This window comes from Bordetella genomosp. 9 (assembly GCF_002261425.1).
Lineage (GTDB): Bacteria > Pseudomonadota > Gammaproteobacteria > Burkholderiales > Burkholderiaceae_B > Bordetella_C.
In genome coordinates this window covers 317,416-333,409 of the sequence record NZ_NEVJ01000001.1, presented here as the reverse complement: position 1 = coordinate 333,409, position 15,994 = coordinate 317,416, and the positions used below count along the sequence as shown (strand labels likewise).

Below are 15,994 nucleotides of genomic sequence, written 5' to 3'. Positions count from 1 at the left end.
CGGTAAGAGAAGGTGATTCTGCGCAAGTTACCCGCTCCCATCTAGATCAACGCTCGCAGAAACACTCGCTCTCGTACCGTTCCTTCGATCAGAAGCCAGCAGACCGGCCAACAGCCATCACGGGTCGGTCGTCTACTTCTTCCTATAGTGCTCATCGAAGATCTGCAGCACGTTGGCGTTATAGAAGTCCTTCTTCGAGCTCCTCGGATTGCCCGGGTCCAAATACCGTGCCTTGGTGTACTTCTCGTCTTTCATCAGGAGGAGTCGGATGTCGTGGAATTCCTGGTTCTGCTTGAAATCCGTATAACGGGTTCCGAGCCGCTTGCACAGCTCGCCGTAGTCCCACGGGTACCGCTCGCGGATGTCCTGCTCCGAAAGCGTGACCTTCACCGCGTCGTCGTCCTTGGTCAGCATCACCTTGGACGCATTAGCAAGAACACTCTTCTCTAGCTTGATCTGCATTCGGATGGCAACAGAGTAATCGCCGTCGCTATCTGCAGCCTCCTGTGCCAAATCCTTCAGATGTTCTATGAGCCGCGTCTCGTCAGCTGACACTACGACCGCCTTTACCTCTTGGGCGGGTGCCACAAAGGACAGTGGCAGCACCAGGTTCAGCATCCGCGAGAAGTCTCTGGCGAACCATGCCTTGGACAGCAGCACGAAGTTGCTCACGCTCGCCGCGGCTAACTCCTGCGTCTGCCGCGCTAGCGTGGTATTTGCCATCACGAAATGCACGCTGTTGTCGCGGATGCTTTGTAGGGCATCCAAATTAGCCCGTACGGGCGCGGGAAGCTTTGCGGCTGTACCCTCGAGCTTGGTAATGCACGCACCCAACGATATAGACATGGGCAACCCGGCCCGGTTCGTCTTCAGATATACCTTCTTCGACAGTGCCCCGCTCTTGGTCGGCCGCGACTCGTAGACCCGGAGCGCTTTGACGGCATTGCCGGCGTCTTTGAGTACCTTGGCCTTCAGGAGCAACTCCCACGCGTTGAGCGCAAGGATTGCGAACGTCTCTTCCCGGTAAGCGAAGGCCGGCTTGTTGTACACCTCAACTGCAGCGGTGACGGCCGCCTGAGCTTTGTCAACGAACCGCTGGTGAAGCGGTGGGCGCATGGTTTCCTCCTCATACTTCTGTTAGCTCGATTATCCGCGTCGCACCCGCGGCGTCCGGCAGCGTGATGTTGCCCATATCGAGACACCTCCACTGCCTCCAGTAACCTTGATGAACCGGTAACGCGCTTCGGCGCGCAGCCTGGCGAACGCCGAGGAGTCTGAGCCGGCGCAGCCCGCTTATAATTGCGCCGGACTCAAAGGCAGCACCTTGAAGTACGAGCTCAGGTCAGGAAGCCTCGCCACGCCGGACGAAACAAGAAGAGCGTGTGCGTTTACCGAACCCGGCGGAGCAGTCCTGAGATACTGCTCGACCGCAGCGCGGTATCGCGGGTCGCCATTCGCCGTATTGTCCAAGTAGAACGCTAGCTCGGCGTGGTCCCCTTTGCGTGTGAGCCAAGAGGAAATGTGCCCGAGCGAAAAGCCCAGGAGCGCAGCTATTCGGCTTTCTTCGAGAAGGCCGAGAGCCTGTGGATATCGCGACTGGATAACCTCATACGCCTGATTGCGAATATGAGTTCCCCACACAGTCGCACTTCCGTCCACCAAGAACTCCCAGATTGGGGTCGCGCCACAGGCCTCTCCGTCCCAGTACTTCGCGGCAAGCTGCTCCCAGCCAGGAACAAGGTTCGCGTCGGCATCGAGCATCTGTGTAATCCAATTCGCATCGACTCGAGTCGCAGTGCCATATGTGAGCCCTACGTCCGTCAAGTACTCCGAGTTGATGTGCCCGCCCCAAGCAGCTTGCTCGGCAGCAAGGGCACTCTCGACCTCGTCAAAGACGAACATGCCGGAAAGCCGGGAGACGGCGCTAGGGAAATCACGCACACGGATTGCGTCGATGGCAAGCTCCGACTGCAGCCGCTGAAAATCGCCGGAGTCAAAAATTCCCGCAAGGCGCAGCGATACAACGCCGGCCCCATGCCGCGCTCCTATCTGTTCCCGCGACATGAGGACACCCCGATAGGTGTTCCAGGCAACCACCGGGTGCTCGATGTCAAGGTAGATGAATCCTTGTCGGTCCATTATGTTCTGTAGCCAATGTGCGTTGGACTGAAGCGGTCAACGGAACCGGTTCTGAAATGCCCAAAATCAAAACGTTGTGCGCGCGTAGCGATCGTCGCCTATCTCGCGGATTTACTGTGCGATCGAACGGTCGGTTGTGGCCACAATTGCACTTTGGCGTGCACGCTCCCGAAATATAGGAAGTCAAATGCGGTTTATACCGCCAAATCCCCAGTTACAGGACATGCCAATTCCAAATGAGCGTACTCCTTCTATGCCAACGATTTATAGAAAGTCGTCGTTTTAGCCTGGTGATCGTCGATGGATGATCTCACCCATGGATCGCTCACCACAACACTAAAATGACCCGCCGCCCTAGCGCGGCGAGTTTCGTTCCCCCTACCTCCGAGCGCGGCACCCGCCGCGTTTCCCCTCTTTCTTCCATAGCGCCCCTTCTGCCGGCGCTTTCTGTCTTTCCCGGAGAACTCATGCAGGCCGCCATCTTGGCTGCGCTCGTCGCGGCTCGCCTTTTGTCGTCCATACGTTTCGGCATTTCGCCCTTCGCGACTGATGGAGAAGTGAATGTCTGAAGCCGATCCCGATCTGTCTCTCGACGCTGAACTAGAACGATCCCGAGGTGCGGAGAGAGACCTGCTCACCGAGCTGCTTTCTTCCCGGCGTACTGCCTGGCGCGTCGCCACGGCGAGCCTCGTCATTGCGGCACTTTCCGCCGGCGCGGTTCTTACCCTCTTCCCCCTTAAAACGCCCCCGATCCTGTACGCGGTGCGTGTCGACAACGCCAAAGGTGAAATCGACCATATCACCCGCCTGGGAGACGCCAAGGAGAGCTACGGCGATCGCATGGATCGTTATTTTCTCCACCAGTACGTGCTCGCCTGCGAAAGCTACGACTGGTACACGATCCAAAACACCTATGACCGTTGTGGGCTCTTCAGCGCGCCGAGCGTACAGAAGGCCTACTACAAAAAATTCCAAGGCGACGACAGCCTGGACAAGGTCTATGGCAATCACACCCGCGTCGTCATCCACGTCCGCTCGATCACCCTCGGGCCGAAGCAGAGCGCCACGGTGCGCTTCACGCAGACGATCGAGGGTGACAACGCACCGTCCAAATCGAAGCAGTTCATCGCGACTCTTGCGTATCACTACGTCAATACGCCGATCTCCGAAAGCGTCGGACGCGACAACCCCCTTGGCTTTCAAGTCGTGAGCTACACGACCGACATCGAAACCGTGAGGTAACCACCATGGATAAAAACCAAGTCAATGCCCTCGCCCGTCGCCTGGAAACCGCCGATCGCCTGACCAATGCGGAGCGCGTGGAAATTCTTCGCGACATCGAACGGTATGCCAGGCACGACCTCTACGGCGCGGCCAAGCTTTGCAAAGACCATCTTCATGAGCGCGCCGATCTGCGGCTGCCCACGGTCGTCCTGGCAGCGGAGCGGATCGGGCGTCACTTCGAGATGCGGACGAACCAGACTCGCCGTCCTGTAGAACTCTATGCCGAGCAGGATAGACAGATTCGGCAACCGGAAGATGGCTACCAGTACGACGGCCAGGTGGTCGGCACCACGCCCAACTGCGTTATTCAGCTTGACCGCGAGACCGGCGACCTAATCGTGCATAGCCGTGCATCGCTGGTATGCGCGTTCGAGTCGACTGAGAACGATAAGCAGCTGTCGATCAACTACCCCTTCAAGGCCGTGGGCGGCGTAGGCCTGGTCACAGAAGTCGTCCGCGGCCATGAAAAGGCACACGAACACCAACTAGCGCGCGGGCACCACCACGCTGCCGAACACGCCATGGAACACAACCGATGAATCGCACCGTCAAGCTTATCGTTGGGGCGATACTCGCCGCAACGCTGGGTGCGGCGTGGAAACCTGCCCTGGCGCTCGATCACCCCCACGCCTCGCCCAAGGACTCGCGCATCCGGTGGGCGAACTATGACCCCGACAACGTCATCGAAGTAGACACGGCGCTGGGCGTGGCGACGCAGATCGAACTGTCCAAGGACGAACACTACGTCACCCATGCCTTCGGCGACGGGGCCGCCTACGCATTCCAGCAGATCGGGAACCACCTGCTGCTCAAACCGATCGTGGAGCAGGCGGACACGAACCTGCTCTATATCACCGACCAGCGCAGTTATTCATTCTCCTTGCGGTATGTGACGCCGCAGGGCGACGCTGATAAGTCCAGCGACAACAAGGCCGAAAGCAGGTCCGGCAAGAAATTCGAGAAGAGGCCAAGTCCGCAGGGCGTTTTCCGCCTGGTGCTGCGCTATCCGGACGACGAGCAGGCCAAGGACAAGAGACGCGAGGACAAGGCACTCGTCGAGCATGCGCTGGCCAGGACTGATGGGGCGATCAATTGGCAGAGCTACACAATGAACGGCGATACGTCGATCGCGCCGGTCAATGCCTGGGACGATGGCGCGCAGACGTGGTTGCGCTTCGCACCGGGCCAAGATCTACCGGTGGTGTATTTCGTCGACGCCGATGGTCAGGAAGTCATCCCGAACCGGCACATGGCCGATGAACATACCATCGTCGTGCACCGAACCGCGGCGCTATGGCATCTGCGCCTGGGCAACCAGGTCCTCGCAATCCACAACGATTCGCCCATACCGGCCCGCAGCCTGCCCACCCGCACGATCTCTCCCGCGGTGGAGCGGATTATCCGTGAGGAGCCTGGCCAATGAAATGGTTGAAGCGAAGCAAATCCAAGGGCGCGCCCATTGATGCGGTCGCCGCCATCGAGGCCGAACAGGTCGAGGGTCGTGGTCGTCCAGACTTGGAGGGGTCGGCGCGCCCCATCGCGCCGGGTGCTAAGGCATTCATGCTGCTTCTTTTCGTCGCAGCGACCATGTTGCTGGGCGTCGTGACCTGGCGGGCCATGGCCACGCGCGGCGGCGAGGGTGCCTCCGCACCTGATATCGCCCCAAAAGGAAGAATCGAGAACTTGCTGCCGGGCCTGAAACTGTCGTTGCCCAAGCCGCAAGCGCCACCGCCACCGGAAGACAAGCCCCCAGAGACGGTGCCGGCGCCGGCTGCAGCCACGTCGAATCCTAAAGGTGGCGCGTCACTCGCGGTAGTCAGCATGCCGCAGATCGACGATGTCACGAAACGGCGCCTTACAAGTGGCCTGCAGGGCCCGAAGGTGGAAAAGAGCGACGCTGCCGGCCCCCCTTCTGCCGCGCGTGCGCAACAGAGCGATAGCGGTCCGATGGTCGACAAACTCCAACCACTAAAGCTCGCCGGCGTCCGAGCGTCCCGTCTCGGTAATCGCGATTTCCTACTCACGCAGGGCACCATGATCGACTGCGCCATGCAAACTAGACTGGTCAGTGCTCAGGCCGGCATGATCAGTTGCTACGCGACACATGAGGTTCGTTCTACCAATGGCCGTGTCGCCTTGATTGACCCCGGCACGTTCTTCGTCGGCTACCAACAGAGCGTGCTCGCGCACGGGCAGCCCCGTATTGGCGTCGTCTGGTCTCGACTGGAAACCCCCGACGGCGCCATCATCAACCTGGCGTCGCCAGGTACCGGCCCGCTTGGCGAGGCCGGCCTGGATGGGTACATCGACACCCATTTCGCCGAGCGCTTCGGCGGAGCGATCATGGTCAGCCTCATCAGCGACTTCGGCACCTGGGCCAGTTCGCGCGGCAACAGCGACAGCGGATCGATTCGCTTCGACAGCACGGACGATGCCGCCAAGAACGCCGTGACGACCGTGCTGGACAACTCGATCAACATCCCGCCGACCCTGTACCGAAACCAGGCGGGTCGCGTCGGCATCTTCGTCGCGCGCGATCTGGATTTCAGCTCGGTGTATCAGCTGCGCGCGGTCCAGCCGTAGGCGCCCAATCGGCCATTGCGACATGCAGACCATACGGTCCGTGGCCATTCAGTTCCTTTTTCTGCACATTCAAACCATGAACGATATCCCCATGACGCCAGAGGAGGCGCGAGAATCCGGTCGCGCCCTGGTGGTACGCCAGATGATGCGGCCAATCGCCGCCTACATGGAAGATGACGAGGTCCGCGAGATCTCGGTGCCACGCCCGGGTGTGCTCTTCGCCAGGCGCAGAGGAGCCTGGTATCAGCACGACGCGCCTGAACTGACCCTCGACTACCTGAAGGCGCTCACCGATGCGATGGCGAGCTTCAACCAGAAGAACTTCACACCCATCATGTCGCTGAAGCTTCCGGACGGCGAGCGCGCCCAGGTGGCGAAGCGACCCGCCGTTCTCGACGGCAGCTTGTCGCTGAACATCCGCAAGCACAGTTCACTAGTGAAGACGCTGGACGAGCTCGATGCCGAGGGCGCGTTCCAGGACTGGAAGGACGTGAGCGGCCCGTTTGAGAACGCCACGGCGTTGAGCGACCAGGACCGAGAACTGCTGGAACTGAAAAATAGCCGCAACGCTCGCGCCTTCCTGGAAAAGGCGGTTCTTTATTGCCGCAACGTGATCATCGGCGGCAAGACCGGATCGGGCAAGACGACGTTCGCCCGCAGCCTGATCGAATGCGTGCCTACGCACGAACGCATCATCACCATCGAGGATGTGCACGAGCTCTTCCTGCCGCGCCATCCGAACCGCGTGCACATGATTTACGGGGCCGACGAAGGCCAGATCTCGCCGACCGATTGCATCGCGGCCTGCATGCGTAGCTCGCCCGATCGCATCTTCCTTTCCGAACTGCGAGGTTCGGAAGCCTGGGAATACCTCACGGCGCTCAATACCGGCCACCCGGGCTCAGTGACCACCACGCATGCCAACAGCGCACGCGACACCTTCGATCGGGTCGCGTTGCTGGTCAAGCAGTCCACCGCGGGCAACCAGATCGACATCGATACGATCCGTCGATTCCTGTACAGCACGCTGGACATCTCGCTCTACTTCGCCCACTACAAGCTGGTCGAAGTCTATTTCAACCCGGGGCGCGCATTGCTCGCCTGACACCGATGTGGAGCCCACCCATGAGCTCTAGCGCCCAACGCTACCGGACGCGCAATACGCGCGTGAGCGACGCTTACAAGATCATGCAGCAGGTCTACGAACGCTGCCAAGCCGCCGGCGAGTCGCCGCAGACGACGCACCTAGCCATCCAGGCGGCATATCCCTGGGGCGAGCGGCGCCGCTGGCCCTACAAGGCGTGGCTCATCGCGCGCCGCGAGTTCTACGAGGCACACGGCCTGCCGCTGCGGGAACGTCGCTCCATCGCCGAAGTCATCGAGGAGATTGCTTCGTGACCGGCCGGCCCTGCCGGGCCGTTCGGCAACGCCGTTTACCCGGTAAAAGAATTCCATACGAGGGACGCTATGAGCGTTGACGCATCCAAGTGGGCCACACGGGCAGATGTCCAGAAATCCTCGTCCAAGACCGTCCTGATGAGCCTGGCGCACCTGGTGCGCTATGACGCCTCCGACTGGACAGCCTTCGCGTCGATCGAGTACCTGGCCAAGGTCACCCACCTGAACCGCAAAACGGTCATTGACGCGCTCGGCCGGCTGCGCGAGTTGGGCGCAATTGTGGACACAGGCATGCGTGCCGGCGGCAACCGAAGCTGCGTCGTCTACCGACTATGCCCGAATGCTGTGCCCACTATCGATTTCGGGACGGCGCCCAGCTATGCCGGCAGCCACCTGCAGAGCCACGCGAACGAGAGTGGCCTCGACCTGGCCGAGGACGACGAACACGACGACGCCGATACCGGTGGCCGGCCCGCCGGCGCGACGGAAAGCTCGCCGGCGTCTCGGCCTACGCCCCCGGCCAGCCCCGTGGCGAGCGGCGAAGAATCCGCCGAAACCTCCGATACGCCAGAGTATTCGACCGTGGGGCATACGCCCGTCGCGGTAGTCGCCGGACCAGCCGGCGCCAATCAGGTCACATCGTCCAGCATATCCGCAGTCAGGACGAACGAGACCGGCACTTCCCGGGCGGCAGGACTGGCACACCCCCGGCATCCGCCCCGACACCCGCCGCGAGCGTCGCCGAGCGTGGCCGCCGGCGCGGGCGGCACGCGACTGCCGAAGGGTTGGACGCTTCCCGACCACTGGCGCGCCTGGACGCAGCGCGAGCGGCCGCATTGGAGCGACGAGAAGATCGACGCCATTGCCGCGACGTTCAGCGCCTATTGGCGCACCAAGTCCGGCCAGGACGGTTTCTCGGCTGACTGGTTCGAGTCCTGGCGATTATGGGTATTCCGGGAACGCGGCGAGGCCAGGCAGGGCTGCACTCCCTGGCACGGCAGTTGGAGAGGGATCGTGGCCAAGGGACGTTCGCTGGGACTGCACCAGAAGCCCGATGAACCCGCCCCGAATTTCCGGGCGCGCGTGCTGCGCGCGGCCGATTTGCCACCGGACTGACGGTTATCCACACCCTGGTTCGACGCCCGGCCCAATTCTGGGCCTGTCCCGAAATCGGGCCTAGCCCGGTTTTCTTCTGAGCCCAGCCCGTTTTTTCCAATCGCCTGGCCCGAAAACGGCTTGCCACTTGGCCCGAAAACGGGACCCTATAGGTTTTTATAGGGTTAAAGGGCTTGAGAGAGGGTCGCGCGCGAGACATCCGCCGAAAATCGACGACCGATCCGCCTACCCTCCGGTCGCTGCGCTCCCTGCGCCCCGCCGCCTGCGGCGTCGGCCTGGAACCCATAGCTAAAGTCCCCCTTCCCTCCGGCGCGGTGCGCCGTCGGGCGGGGGAAACGCAGCCCCCGGCACGATCGGGGCTTGCGCCCCGCCGTGCCCCTCAAGCCGCGGCGTCCTCGCCGTGGATCGGCCATCAGCCGCCGCAGACCGGTCTGGATTGCTGGCGCATACCCGCGTCGTTCCCCCGAACGCGGGCGCCCTCACCCTGTCCCGCCGGGATAGCAACGGTCCCCCTTCCCGCCGGCGTCGAACGCCGTCGGGCGGTGGAGAGGTAGCCCCCCAAGCGCGGGGGCATGCTGCCCCCCTGGCCGGCCGCCCTGGGGCGGCCGCGCTTCCGACCCCCTGGGGAACCGCAAGGGTTCCCCCACGCCCGCAAGCGGGCGCGGCTCCCCCTCCATCAACCCCGTCAGCAGCCCGGCAAGACCGGGCATTTCGTCATGCGGAAACCATGAACACGACGCCTGATCCCCCACTCCCTACGCTCGGCGACATCGAGAAGCGCCTCCGCGATCTCGGCAAGACGCAGCGGCGCGCCCAGCTGCGCGCCCTGATGCCTGCCATCGACACCTTGTCCGCCCAAGGCGTCTCCTACGCCGCCATGGCACACCAGTTGACTGACGCTGGTCTTCCCCTGGCACCTGAATCGCTTCGTAAAGCGCTTTACCGTTGGCGTCGCCGCAATGCCGGCGCGGCGTCCATGCCTGGACCGGTTGCCTTGGCCCGCGCCGCCGCGGCTGCGCCGTCCGTCCCGCCGTATAGCCCGGCACCGCCTCGGTCGCATTCGCATCCCATGCCCCACGTCTCCAGCAAAGCCGATCTGGCCAGGCTGCGCGATGCCGACACCATCCCTGATCTAAACGCGCTGGCCGAACTCGGCCGGCGGAAATAGGAGCAATCCGTCATGAAAGTCGCAGTCCTGAACTACTCCGGCTCGGTCGGAAAGACCGTCATCGCCAGCCACCTGCTCGCACCCAGGATCCCCGACGCGCAAATCATCGCGGTCGAATCGACCAACGAAAGCGCGGCCGACCTGGGCCTGACCGTGGAGCAGCTGCGCGGCGAGCAATTCGGCCGCCTGTTCCGCAAGCTCCTCATGGCCAGCGCCGCCATCGTCGACGTGGGTGCCTCCAACATTGAGGACTTCCTGGCCGAGCTGGTGAAGTATGACCAGGCGCACCACGAAATTGATTTCTACGTCCTGCCTGTAGTGTCCACCGGCAAGGCGCAACGGGAAACGATCAAGACCGTCCAGGCGCTGACCGCCATCGGCGTGGCGCCGGAGCGGGTCCGGCTGGTCTTCAACCGGGTCGACAGCGACGTGTTCGACGAATTCGCAGCGATGTTCGGCTACGCCAGACAGGCCGGCGGCTTCATGGCCAATCCCGAGGCCGTCGTCTTCGAGAACGAGGTTTTCGACCTGCTGGCCAACAGGCGCACGACCATCAAGGACGTGCTGGCCGACGGTAACGACTACCGACAGCAGTTGCGCGAGGCGGACCGAAGTGACACCGCACTCATCTCCCGGCTCAGTGACCTGCACGCGCTCCAGTCGCTGGCAAGGCCCGTGGACCGGCAGCTGGACCGCGCCTTCGACGCCCTCTTCGTGTAGAGGCCGCCGTCCATGCCGCCCGAGTTGAAGGCCGAACTTCCCCCGCCCCGCAGCAAGCTGGAGTTGCTGTACCGCGAAATGCTGGAAAGCTGCGCGCAGGCCACTGAACGTGGCGAAGCGGTCACGGCGCGCCTGGAACTGGTCGCGCAAACATGCCAGAGCCTGCCCAGCGCGCTTCGCCAGGCCGCTTCAGCAGCCAGCCTGCAGGTCTCTGAGCAGGCGAGCCGTGCTTTGCTGGACTCCGCCCGCACCATCGCCGCCGCCGACCGCGATCTGCGCAAGACCGCCCACGCGATATCGAGCGGATTCCTGCGCAATGCGTGGCTCACGGCCAGCCTGTGCGCCGGCAGCGCCTTCCTCGGCGCCCTGCTGGGCGCCCTCCTGGCCATCCTGGCGCTCTTACCCCACTGACTTCCGACGTCGGCCCCCCTTCCCCTTCGCCCTCCCGTCCGCACACAGGATCTCCATGGCACCAGACATACGCCGGCGAATCATCAAGTTCGCCCTGATCTTTTTCCCTCTCGTGGCTTGGTTCGGTACCGCGCGCTTTCTCTCTGGACTGACCTTCAATCAGATCGACTGGCGTGTCGTATCCGCCTGGCTCCTTGCCACGCCCCACCACTCCGGCCTCATCGCCGCGCCGATCATCGGCCTGCTCCTGGCCATCGCCCTGGCTTTCTCGCTGCGCCGATACGCCAAAAGCGACGGCTACGACGGCGCGGGCTACAAAAAGCACATTCGCGGCACCGAGGTTGTGCCGCTTAAGAAGCTGCGCAGGCTCTGCACCGAAGCCCGCAAGCAGCAGGTCGATATCGCAGGCGTTCCGATGCCCACAAGCGTCGAAAACCTGCACCTTCTGCTGAACGGCGCGACGGGCAGCGGCAAGTCCGTCCTGCTGCGCGCCCTCGTCTTCTCGGCGCTCAAGCGCGGCGACAGGATGATCATCGTCGACCCCAATGGCGACCTCTACAGCAAGTTCGGCCGCCCCGACGACGTGATCCTGAACCCCTACGATGCGCGCTCCGAGGGATGGTCATTCTTCAACGAGGTCCGAGCCGACTACGACTGGAAGCGCCTGGCGCTCTCCGTCGTGCCCTTGGGCGGAGACGCCAACGCCGAAGAATGGAACAGCTTCGGACGCCTGCTCCTGAGAGAGGCGGCACGCAAACTGTACGAGCTGGGAACGCCCGATATACAGGAGCTCTTTCGGTGGTGCACCATCGCCTCCGACAAGGACCTGCGCGCCTTTCTGAGCGGCACGCTGGCCGAATCGCTCTTCGCCGGGTCCTCCGAGGCCAGCAAGGCTCTCACCAGCGCACGATTCGTCCTCTCCAACAAGCTTTCCGAACACATGAGCATGCCGCCCGGCAAGTTCAGCGTGCGCGACTGGATGGACTCGGGCACGGGCAGCCTCTTCATCACCTGGCGCGAGGACATGAAACACGCCATGAAACCCCTGCTCTCCGCCTGGGTCGATGTGTTCTGCTCTCATCTGCTGTCGATGACTGAAGACCAGACCCGGCGTTGGTGGCTGACCATCGACGAACTTGCATCGCTGGAAAAGCTCGCGTCCCTGGAAGACTTCCTGACCAAAGGGCGAAAGAACGGCGGGCGCGCGCTGGCCGGCTTGCAGTCGGTCTCTCAGCTCGACGACATCTACGGCAAGCAGATGTCGCAGACGCTGCGCGCAAGTTTCCGGTCCCTGGTCGTCCTGGGCGGATCCAAGACCGACCCCGAAACCGCGGAAGAAATGTCCAAGGCACTTGGCGAGCATGAAGTCGCACGCCCCGAATACACCGATAGCCGGAATCCCGGAAGCTCGCGCAGCACGTCTGAACGCCTCGTGCGCTCCACCGAGCGGGTCGTCACTGCGGCCCAGATCCAAGCCCTGCCCGACCTGACGGGCTATGTCGCCTTCGCCGGCGATCGGCCGATTTCGAAATTCCTGCTCACCCCGCAGAACTTCGTCAACCGCCTCCCGGCCTTTGTCGAAGCGAGGCGCGCCGGCGCCCATGGCGCGGCGAATACGCCGGGCGACGGTCCTCGCCCCTGGAGTATCGACGACTTCCCCGAGGACCCGACCCAGGGCGCGTCCGAGGGGCACCGGCCTGCTACTTCACACAGCGGTGGATTGGTCTCCGCCCTCAAGCAAGCAGGCTACCGGTAACGCTGACCATCTGAGGCACGCATGATTTCCCGAAAGATCCTACACAGACACAGTGCCGGCAAGGCCATGCACTATTACTCCGAGCAGAAGGACGACTATTTCAGCCGAGAAGGCGGCGCGGCGCAATGGCAAGGCAAGGCTGCCGCCGCGCTGGGCCTCACGGGCGAGATCGACCCGGCGCAGTTCGCTGACGCCATGCGCGGTGATTTCGGGCCCGGCATCCAGCTTCCCTATTCGGTGCGCCTGGACTCAAATGCCCGCGCAGCCCTCGATCTGACGTTCTCCACACCGAAGAGTGTCAGCATCCAGGCGCTCGTCGGCAGGGACCCGTCAGTCCTGGCTGCACATGATCAGGCGGTGACGCGAGCGCTAGAGTTTCTGGAAGCCGAAATGGTGCTTGCTCGGCGCAAGGGGAACGGCAGCACGTCGGTCGAACGCACGGGCAATGCCGCGATCGCCAAATGGCGGCATGAGACCTCGCGGCCGTCCCGCGACGCGCTGGCCGACCCGCAGTTGCATACCCACGCCTTGGTAATGAACATTACCCAACGCGCCGACGGAAGCTGGACGGCCATGGGTAACGAGGAGATCTTCCGGTCGCTGAAACTTCTCGACGCCGTGTATCAAGCCGAGCTCGCCACGCAGCTCGAGAAGGCCGGGTACGCCTTGCGTCACGAGGGAGGGCATTTCGAACTGGCGCACATCTCTCGCTCGGAGATCGAGGCGTTCTCCAAACGGTCGATGACGATAGAAGCCGAGCTGGCCCAAATTGGTGAAACGCGGCGTACTGCCAGCCATGGCGTAAAGCAGACAGTGACGCTGCGCACCCGCCAAGCCAAGACGCCAGAAGTGTCGCGCGAATCGCTCCAGGCGGATTGGGAACGGCAGGCCAGGGACATGGGTCTGGACCTGGCTCCCCGCAAGAAAGAACACGAGCATCTTTCGGGTCAGGAATTCGGTAGCGAACATGGCCGCGACGGCCCGTCGACTCATGAGAGCGCACATGCTACTGCGGAGGGCCAAACCAGCATTCCGGGTCGTGGCCCGAAGCAACGCCGCGCCGGCACGGCGTCCAGGCACGGATCGCCCCCCGACCGGGCCCGAGAGCGCGTCGCTTCCGAAGCGCTGCGCTGGGCGATCAAGCACCTGACAGAGCGGGAATCTGTCATGCGGGAGAAGAATCTTCTGGAGACCGCCCTGAACCATTCCCGTGGTACCGGCGTAACCCTCGGCGATGTCCGGCAAGCGATCCATGCCTTCGTAAAGCAAGGCCAGATTATTCTTGGTACCCAACTCTATCGACCGTCGACGCAGCAGGATGGCCAGGCCCTGAGCCGAAATGACTGGATCCGCTCGTTGATGGTCTCAGGGAAAACCCACAAGGAAGCGGTCAGCGCGATACGGCGCGCAATCGCACACCGGGAGTTGATGCCAGCGGACCCGCACTACACCACCCAGGCCGCGCGCGAGCGCGAAAAGCGCATTCTGCAGATCGAACGCGAGGGACGGGGCAAGGCCATGCCCATACTTTCCGCGGAAGCCGCGCAGGCATCGCTTGCCGGGCGCTCTCTGAAGCCAGGTCAAGTTGCGGCCGGCGAGCTGATCCTCAGCACATCCAATCGTGTTGTCGGCGTCCAGGGCCTGGCCGGCACGGGCAAATCGCACATGCTCGACCAGGTGAAGAAAATCGCCGAGGAATCGGGTTACACGGTCCGGGCGGTGGCCTCGTACGGGATGCAGATCCGCGCCCTACGCGAGCTGGGCGTGGAAGCGAACACGATTGCATCGGTACTGGAGGCTCGAAACCAGGATCGCTTCAAGATCGATGACAAAACGGTGCTGGTAGTGGACGAAGCCGGCGTCGTCCCGACCCGCCTCATGGAACGGCTGCTGCAGCGGGCCGAAGGGGCAGGCGCACGGGTCGTGCTGCTGGGCGACACCGGGCAGACGAAAGCGATCGAGGCTGGCAGGCCTTTTCATCAACTGCAGGCCGCAGGAATGCCCACCGCCCTAATGGGCGACATCATCCGGCAAAAGAATCCTCACCTGAAAAAAGCCGTCGAACTGGCGGCCGTCGGCAAGGCATCTGCATCGCTCGGGCTCCTCGACGCAAAACTCCAGTCCGTGCACCAGGTCTCGGACAACGCCGAGCGCTATCACAAGATCGCGCAGCGGTACGCGACATTGTCACCGGATGATCGTCGGGAAACTCTTATCGTCACCGGCACGAATGACTCGCGAAATGCCTTGAACGACGCTGCACACGAAGCGCTTGGCCTCGCCGGCAGTGGCTTCGACTTCGAGATGCTCACGCGCCGCGACACCACCCAGGCCGAGCGACGGCAGGCCAAGTATTACCAGATTGGCGACATCCTCCAACCCGAGCGGAACTACGTGAATGGGGTTTTGATGCAGGGCCAGATGTACCGCATCGTCGACCAGGACGTGAGGCGGAACCGCCTGACAGTGGAACATGTCGAGACGCGTGTGCGGACAACCTTCAATCCCTCGCGCGCGGCCAAGCTATCTGTATATCAGCCGGTCCAGGCCGAGCTATCAGCCGGCGACTGGGTGCGCGTGACTCGCAACGACGCGGCGAGAGACCTAGTCAACGGTGCGCGATTCGAGGTCCTGGCGGTCACGCCGACTTCGGTGACCATAGGGAGCGGAAAGCGGACAGTGCTGCTGGATGCCCGTACCCTCCTGCACCTCGATCGAGCGTACGCCACGACCAGCCACAGCGCCCAGGGCTTGACCGCGGACCGCGTTCTGATCAATGCGGAAAGTTTCAGTAGGACTACCAAACAGGACGTGTATTACGTCGCCGTGTCGCGCGCTCGTTATCAAACCGAAGTGTATACAGACAATCGCACGAAACTACCTGCGGCAGTCGCGCGAAGCGAGGACAAAACCGCTGCACTCGATATCGGTTTGGCATACATGGGCGCGCCTCGTCGTGCCGATGGTCACGCTAACGAACGACCCACGACTTCTGAAAGGCAGTTGTAGGAGGCGCAGGCGAATCTCGAAATCGCATAGTACGCGCTCTCAGCCGAGTTCGCCGTTGGCTTCCGACCGCTATCGGACCCAAAGCTGCTATGGCCGGGAGACCGCGGCCGCCTTGCGCGCCAGCTGACTGCAGTGCCGCCCAACTTGAGCCCACCGTAATCCGGCCTCCTAGACACAGCTGTCCGCATCTCCGCGATCGTCAGACCCATCGCGCGGCGCAAGTTTCTGAGTTGTCGACAATCCGCATCTTCCGCCGGCAGTCCCGAAACCCTTCCGGTTCAGGGACTTCTCGATCTGAGGGCACTTTTGTAAGCCGTTGCTACAATCCGCAGTCGGTGCATCCCGTGCATGGATGGCGAGGTGACGCGGCGGACTTGATGCGTTGAGCCTTCGACGGCGAACGCAGCAGC

The 15,994-nt window shown here is 62.7% G+C and carries 14 protein-coding genes; 12 read left to right on the top strand and 2 right to left on the bottom strand.

Annotation, left to right across the window (positions count from 1 at the left end; all coding sequences use genetic code 11):
• Positions 1–132: 132 nt before the first annotated feature.
• Both CAL26_RS01435 and CAL26_RS01430 read right to left on the bottom strand, forming a co-directional pair.
• Positions 133–1,116, bottom strand: a complete 984-nt coding sequence (locus CAL26_RS01435; protein ID WP_094845163.1) for a DUF3644 domain-containing protein — start codon at positions 1,114–1,116, stop codon at positions 133–135.
• A 177-nt stretch (positions 1,117–1,293) separates the two neighbouring features.
• Entirely contained in the window at positions 1,294–2,139 is an 846-nt protein-coding gene (locus CAL26_RS01430; protein WP_094845162.1) for a hypothetical protein, read from the bottom strand.
• Between the two features lie 561 nt (positions 2,140–2,700).
• Between CAL26_RS01430 and CAL26_RS01425 the strand changes: the two genes are divergently transcribed.
• From CAL26_RS01425 to mobF, 12 genes are all read left to right on the top strand, one after another.
• Positions 2,701–3,381 (top strand): virB8 family protein, encoded by a 681-nt coding sequence (locus CAL26_RS01425; protein WP_094845161.1) that lies wholly within the window; start codon positions 2,701–2,703, stop codon positions 3,379–3,381.
• A gap of 5 nt (positions 3,382–3,386) precedes the next feature.
• A complete protein-coding gene (locus CAL26_RS01420) occupies positions 3,387–3,962 on the top strand; it encodes a hypothetical protein (RefSeq protein WP_094845160.1) in 576 nt (191 codons plus the stop codon).
• A complete protein-coding gene (locus CAL26_RS01415; protein WP_094845159.1) occupies positions 3,959–4,846 on the top strand; it encodes a TrbG/VirB9 family P-type conjugative transfer protein in 888 nt (295 codons plus the stop codon). Before CAL26_RS01420 ends, CAL26_RS01415 begins: the two co-directional genes overlap by 4 nt.
• Positions 4,843–6,006, top strand: coding sequence for a type IV secretion system protein VirB10 (gene virB10, locus CAL26_RS01410; protein ID WP_094845158.1), 1,164 nt, complete (start codon positions 4,843–4,845; stop codon positions 6,004–6,006). Before CAL26_RS01415 ends, virB10 begins: the two co-directional genes overlap by 4 nt.
• Positions 6,007–6,082: 76 nt before the next feature.
• Positions 6,083–7,111 (top strand): P-type DNA transfer ATPase VirB11, encoded by a 1,029-nt coding sequence (gene virB11 / locus CAL26_RS01405; protein ID WP_256987860.1) that lies wholly within the window; start codon positions 6,083–6,085, stop codon positions 7,109–7,111.
• A 20-nt stretch (positions 7,112–7,131) separates the two neighbouring features.
• Complete coding sequence (locus CAL26_RS01400; RefSeq protein ID WP_094845157.1) at positions 7,132–7,404, top strand: hypothetical protein; 273 nt, start codon at positions 7,132–7,134, stop codon at positions 7,402–7,404.
• Between the two features lie 69 nt (positions 7,405–7,473).
• Positions 7,474–8,520: a helix-turn-helix domain-containing protein gene (locus CAL26_RS01395; protein ID WP_094845156.1), complete on the top strand. Its 1,047-nt coding sequence runs from the start codon at positions 7,474–7,476 to the stop codon at positions 8,518–8,520.
• 727 nt (positions 8,521–9,247) lie between these two features.
• Positions 9,248–9,688 (top strand): hypothetical protein, encoded by a 441-nt coding sequence (locus CAL26_RS01390; RefSeq protein ID WP_094845155.1) that lies wholly within the window; start codon positions 9,248–9,250, stop codon positions 9,686–9,688.
• A gap of 12 nt (positions 9,689–9,700) precedes the next feature.
• Complete coding sequence (gene stbB, locus CAL26_RS01385; RefSeq protein WP_094845154.1) at positions 9,701–10,408, top strand: StbB family protein; 708 nt, start codon at positions 9,701–9,703, stop codon at positions 10,406–10,408.
• Between the two features lie 12 nt (positions 10,409–10,420).
• Positions 10,421–10,819 (top strand): hypothetical protein, encoded by a 399-nt coding sequence (locus tag CAL26_RS01380; protein ID WP_094845153.1) that lies wholly within the window; start codon positions 10,421–10,423, stop codon positions 10,817–10,819.
• Between the two features lie 55 nt (positions 10,820–10,874).
• Positions 10,875–12,575: a type IV secretion system DNA-binding domain-containing protein gene (locus CAL26_RS01375; protein ID WP_094845152.1), complete on the top strand. Its 1,701-nt coding sequence runs from the start codon at positions 10,875–10,877 to the stop codon at positions 12,573–12,575.
• A gap of 21 nt (positions 12,576–12,596) precedes the next feature.
• Positions 12,597–15,584 carry a MobF family relaxase gene (gene mobF / locus CAL26_RS01370; RefSeq protein ID WP_094845151.1) on the top strand — a complete coding sequence of 996 codons (2,988 nt, stop codon included), beginning with the start codon at positions 12,597–12,599 and terminating at the stop codon, positions 15,582–15,584.
• Positions 15,585–15,994 lie beyond the last annotated feature (410 nt).

Coding starts and splice junctions, on each gene's coding strand:
- CAL26_RS01420 (WP_094845160.1), top strand. CDS start 3,387: ATGGATAAAAACCAAGTCAATGCCCTCGCCCGTCGCCTGGAAACCGCC.
- virB11 (WP_256987860.1), top strand. CDS start 6,083: ATGAACGATATCCCCATGACGCCAGAGGAGGCGCGAGAATCCGGTCGC.
- stbB (WP_094845154.1), top strand. CDS start 9,701: ATGAAAGTCGCAGTCCTGAACTACTCCGGCTCGGTCGGAAAGACCGTC.
- CAL26_RS01395 (WP_094845156.1), top strand. CDS start 7,474: ATGAGCGTTGACGCATCCAAGTGGGCCACACGGGCAGATGTCCAGAAA.
- CAL26_RS01380 (WP_094845153.1), top strand. CDS start 10,421: ATGCCGCCCGAGTTGAAGGCCGAACTTCCCCCGCCCCGCAGCAAGCTG.
- virB10 (WP_094845158.1), top strand. CDS start 4,843: ATGAAATGGTTGAAGCGAAGCAAATCCAAGGGCGCGCCCATTGATGCG.
- CAL26_RS01430 (WP_094845162.1), bottom strand. CDS start 2,139: ATGGACCGACAAGGATTCATCTACCTTGACATCGAGCACCCGGTGGTT.
- CAL26_RS01390 (WP_094845155.1), top strand. CDS start 9,248: ATGAACACGACGCCTGATCCCCCACTCCCTACGCTCGGCGACATCGAG.
- CAL26_RS01425 (WP_094845161.1), top strand. CDS start 2,701: ATGTCTGAAGCCGATCCCGATCTGTCTCTCGACGCTGAACTAGAACGA.
- CAL26_RS01400 (WP_094845157.1), top strand. CDS start 7,132: ATGAGCTCTAGCGCCCAACGCTACCGGACGCGCAATACGCGCGTGAGC.
- CAL26_RS01375 (WP_094845152.1), top strand. CDS start 10,875: ATGGCACCAGACATACGCCGGCGAATCATCAAGTTCGCCCTGATCTTT.
- CAL26_RS01415 (WP_094845159.1), top strand. CDS start 3,959: ATGAATCGCACCGTCAAGCTTATCGTTGGGGCGATACTCGCCGCAACG.
- mobF (WP_094845151.1), top strand. CDS start 12,597: ATGATTTCCCGAAAGATCCTACACAGACACAGTGCCGGCAAGGCCATG.
- CAL26_RS01435 (WP_094845163.1), bottom strand. CDS start 1,116: ATGCGCCCACCGCTTCACCAGCGGTTCGTTGACAAAGCTCAGGCGGCC.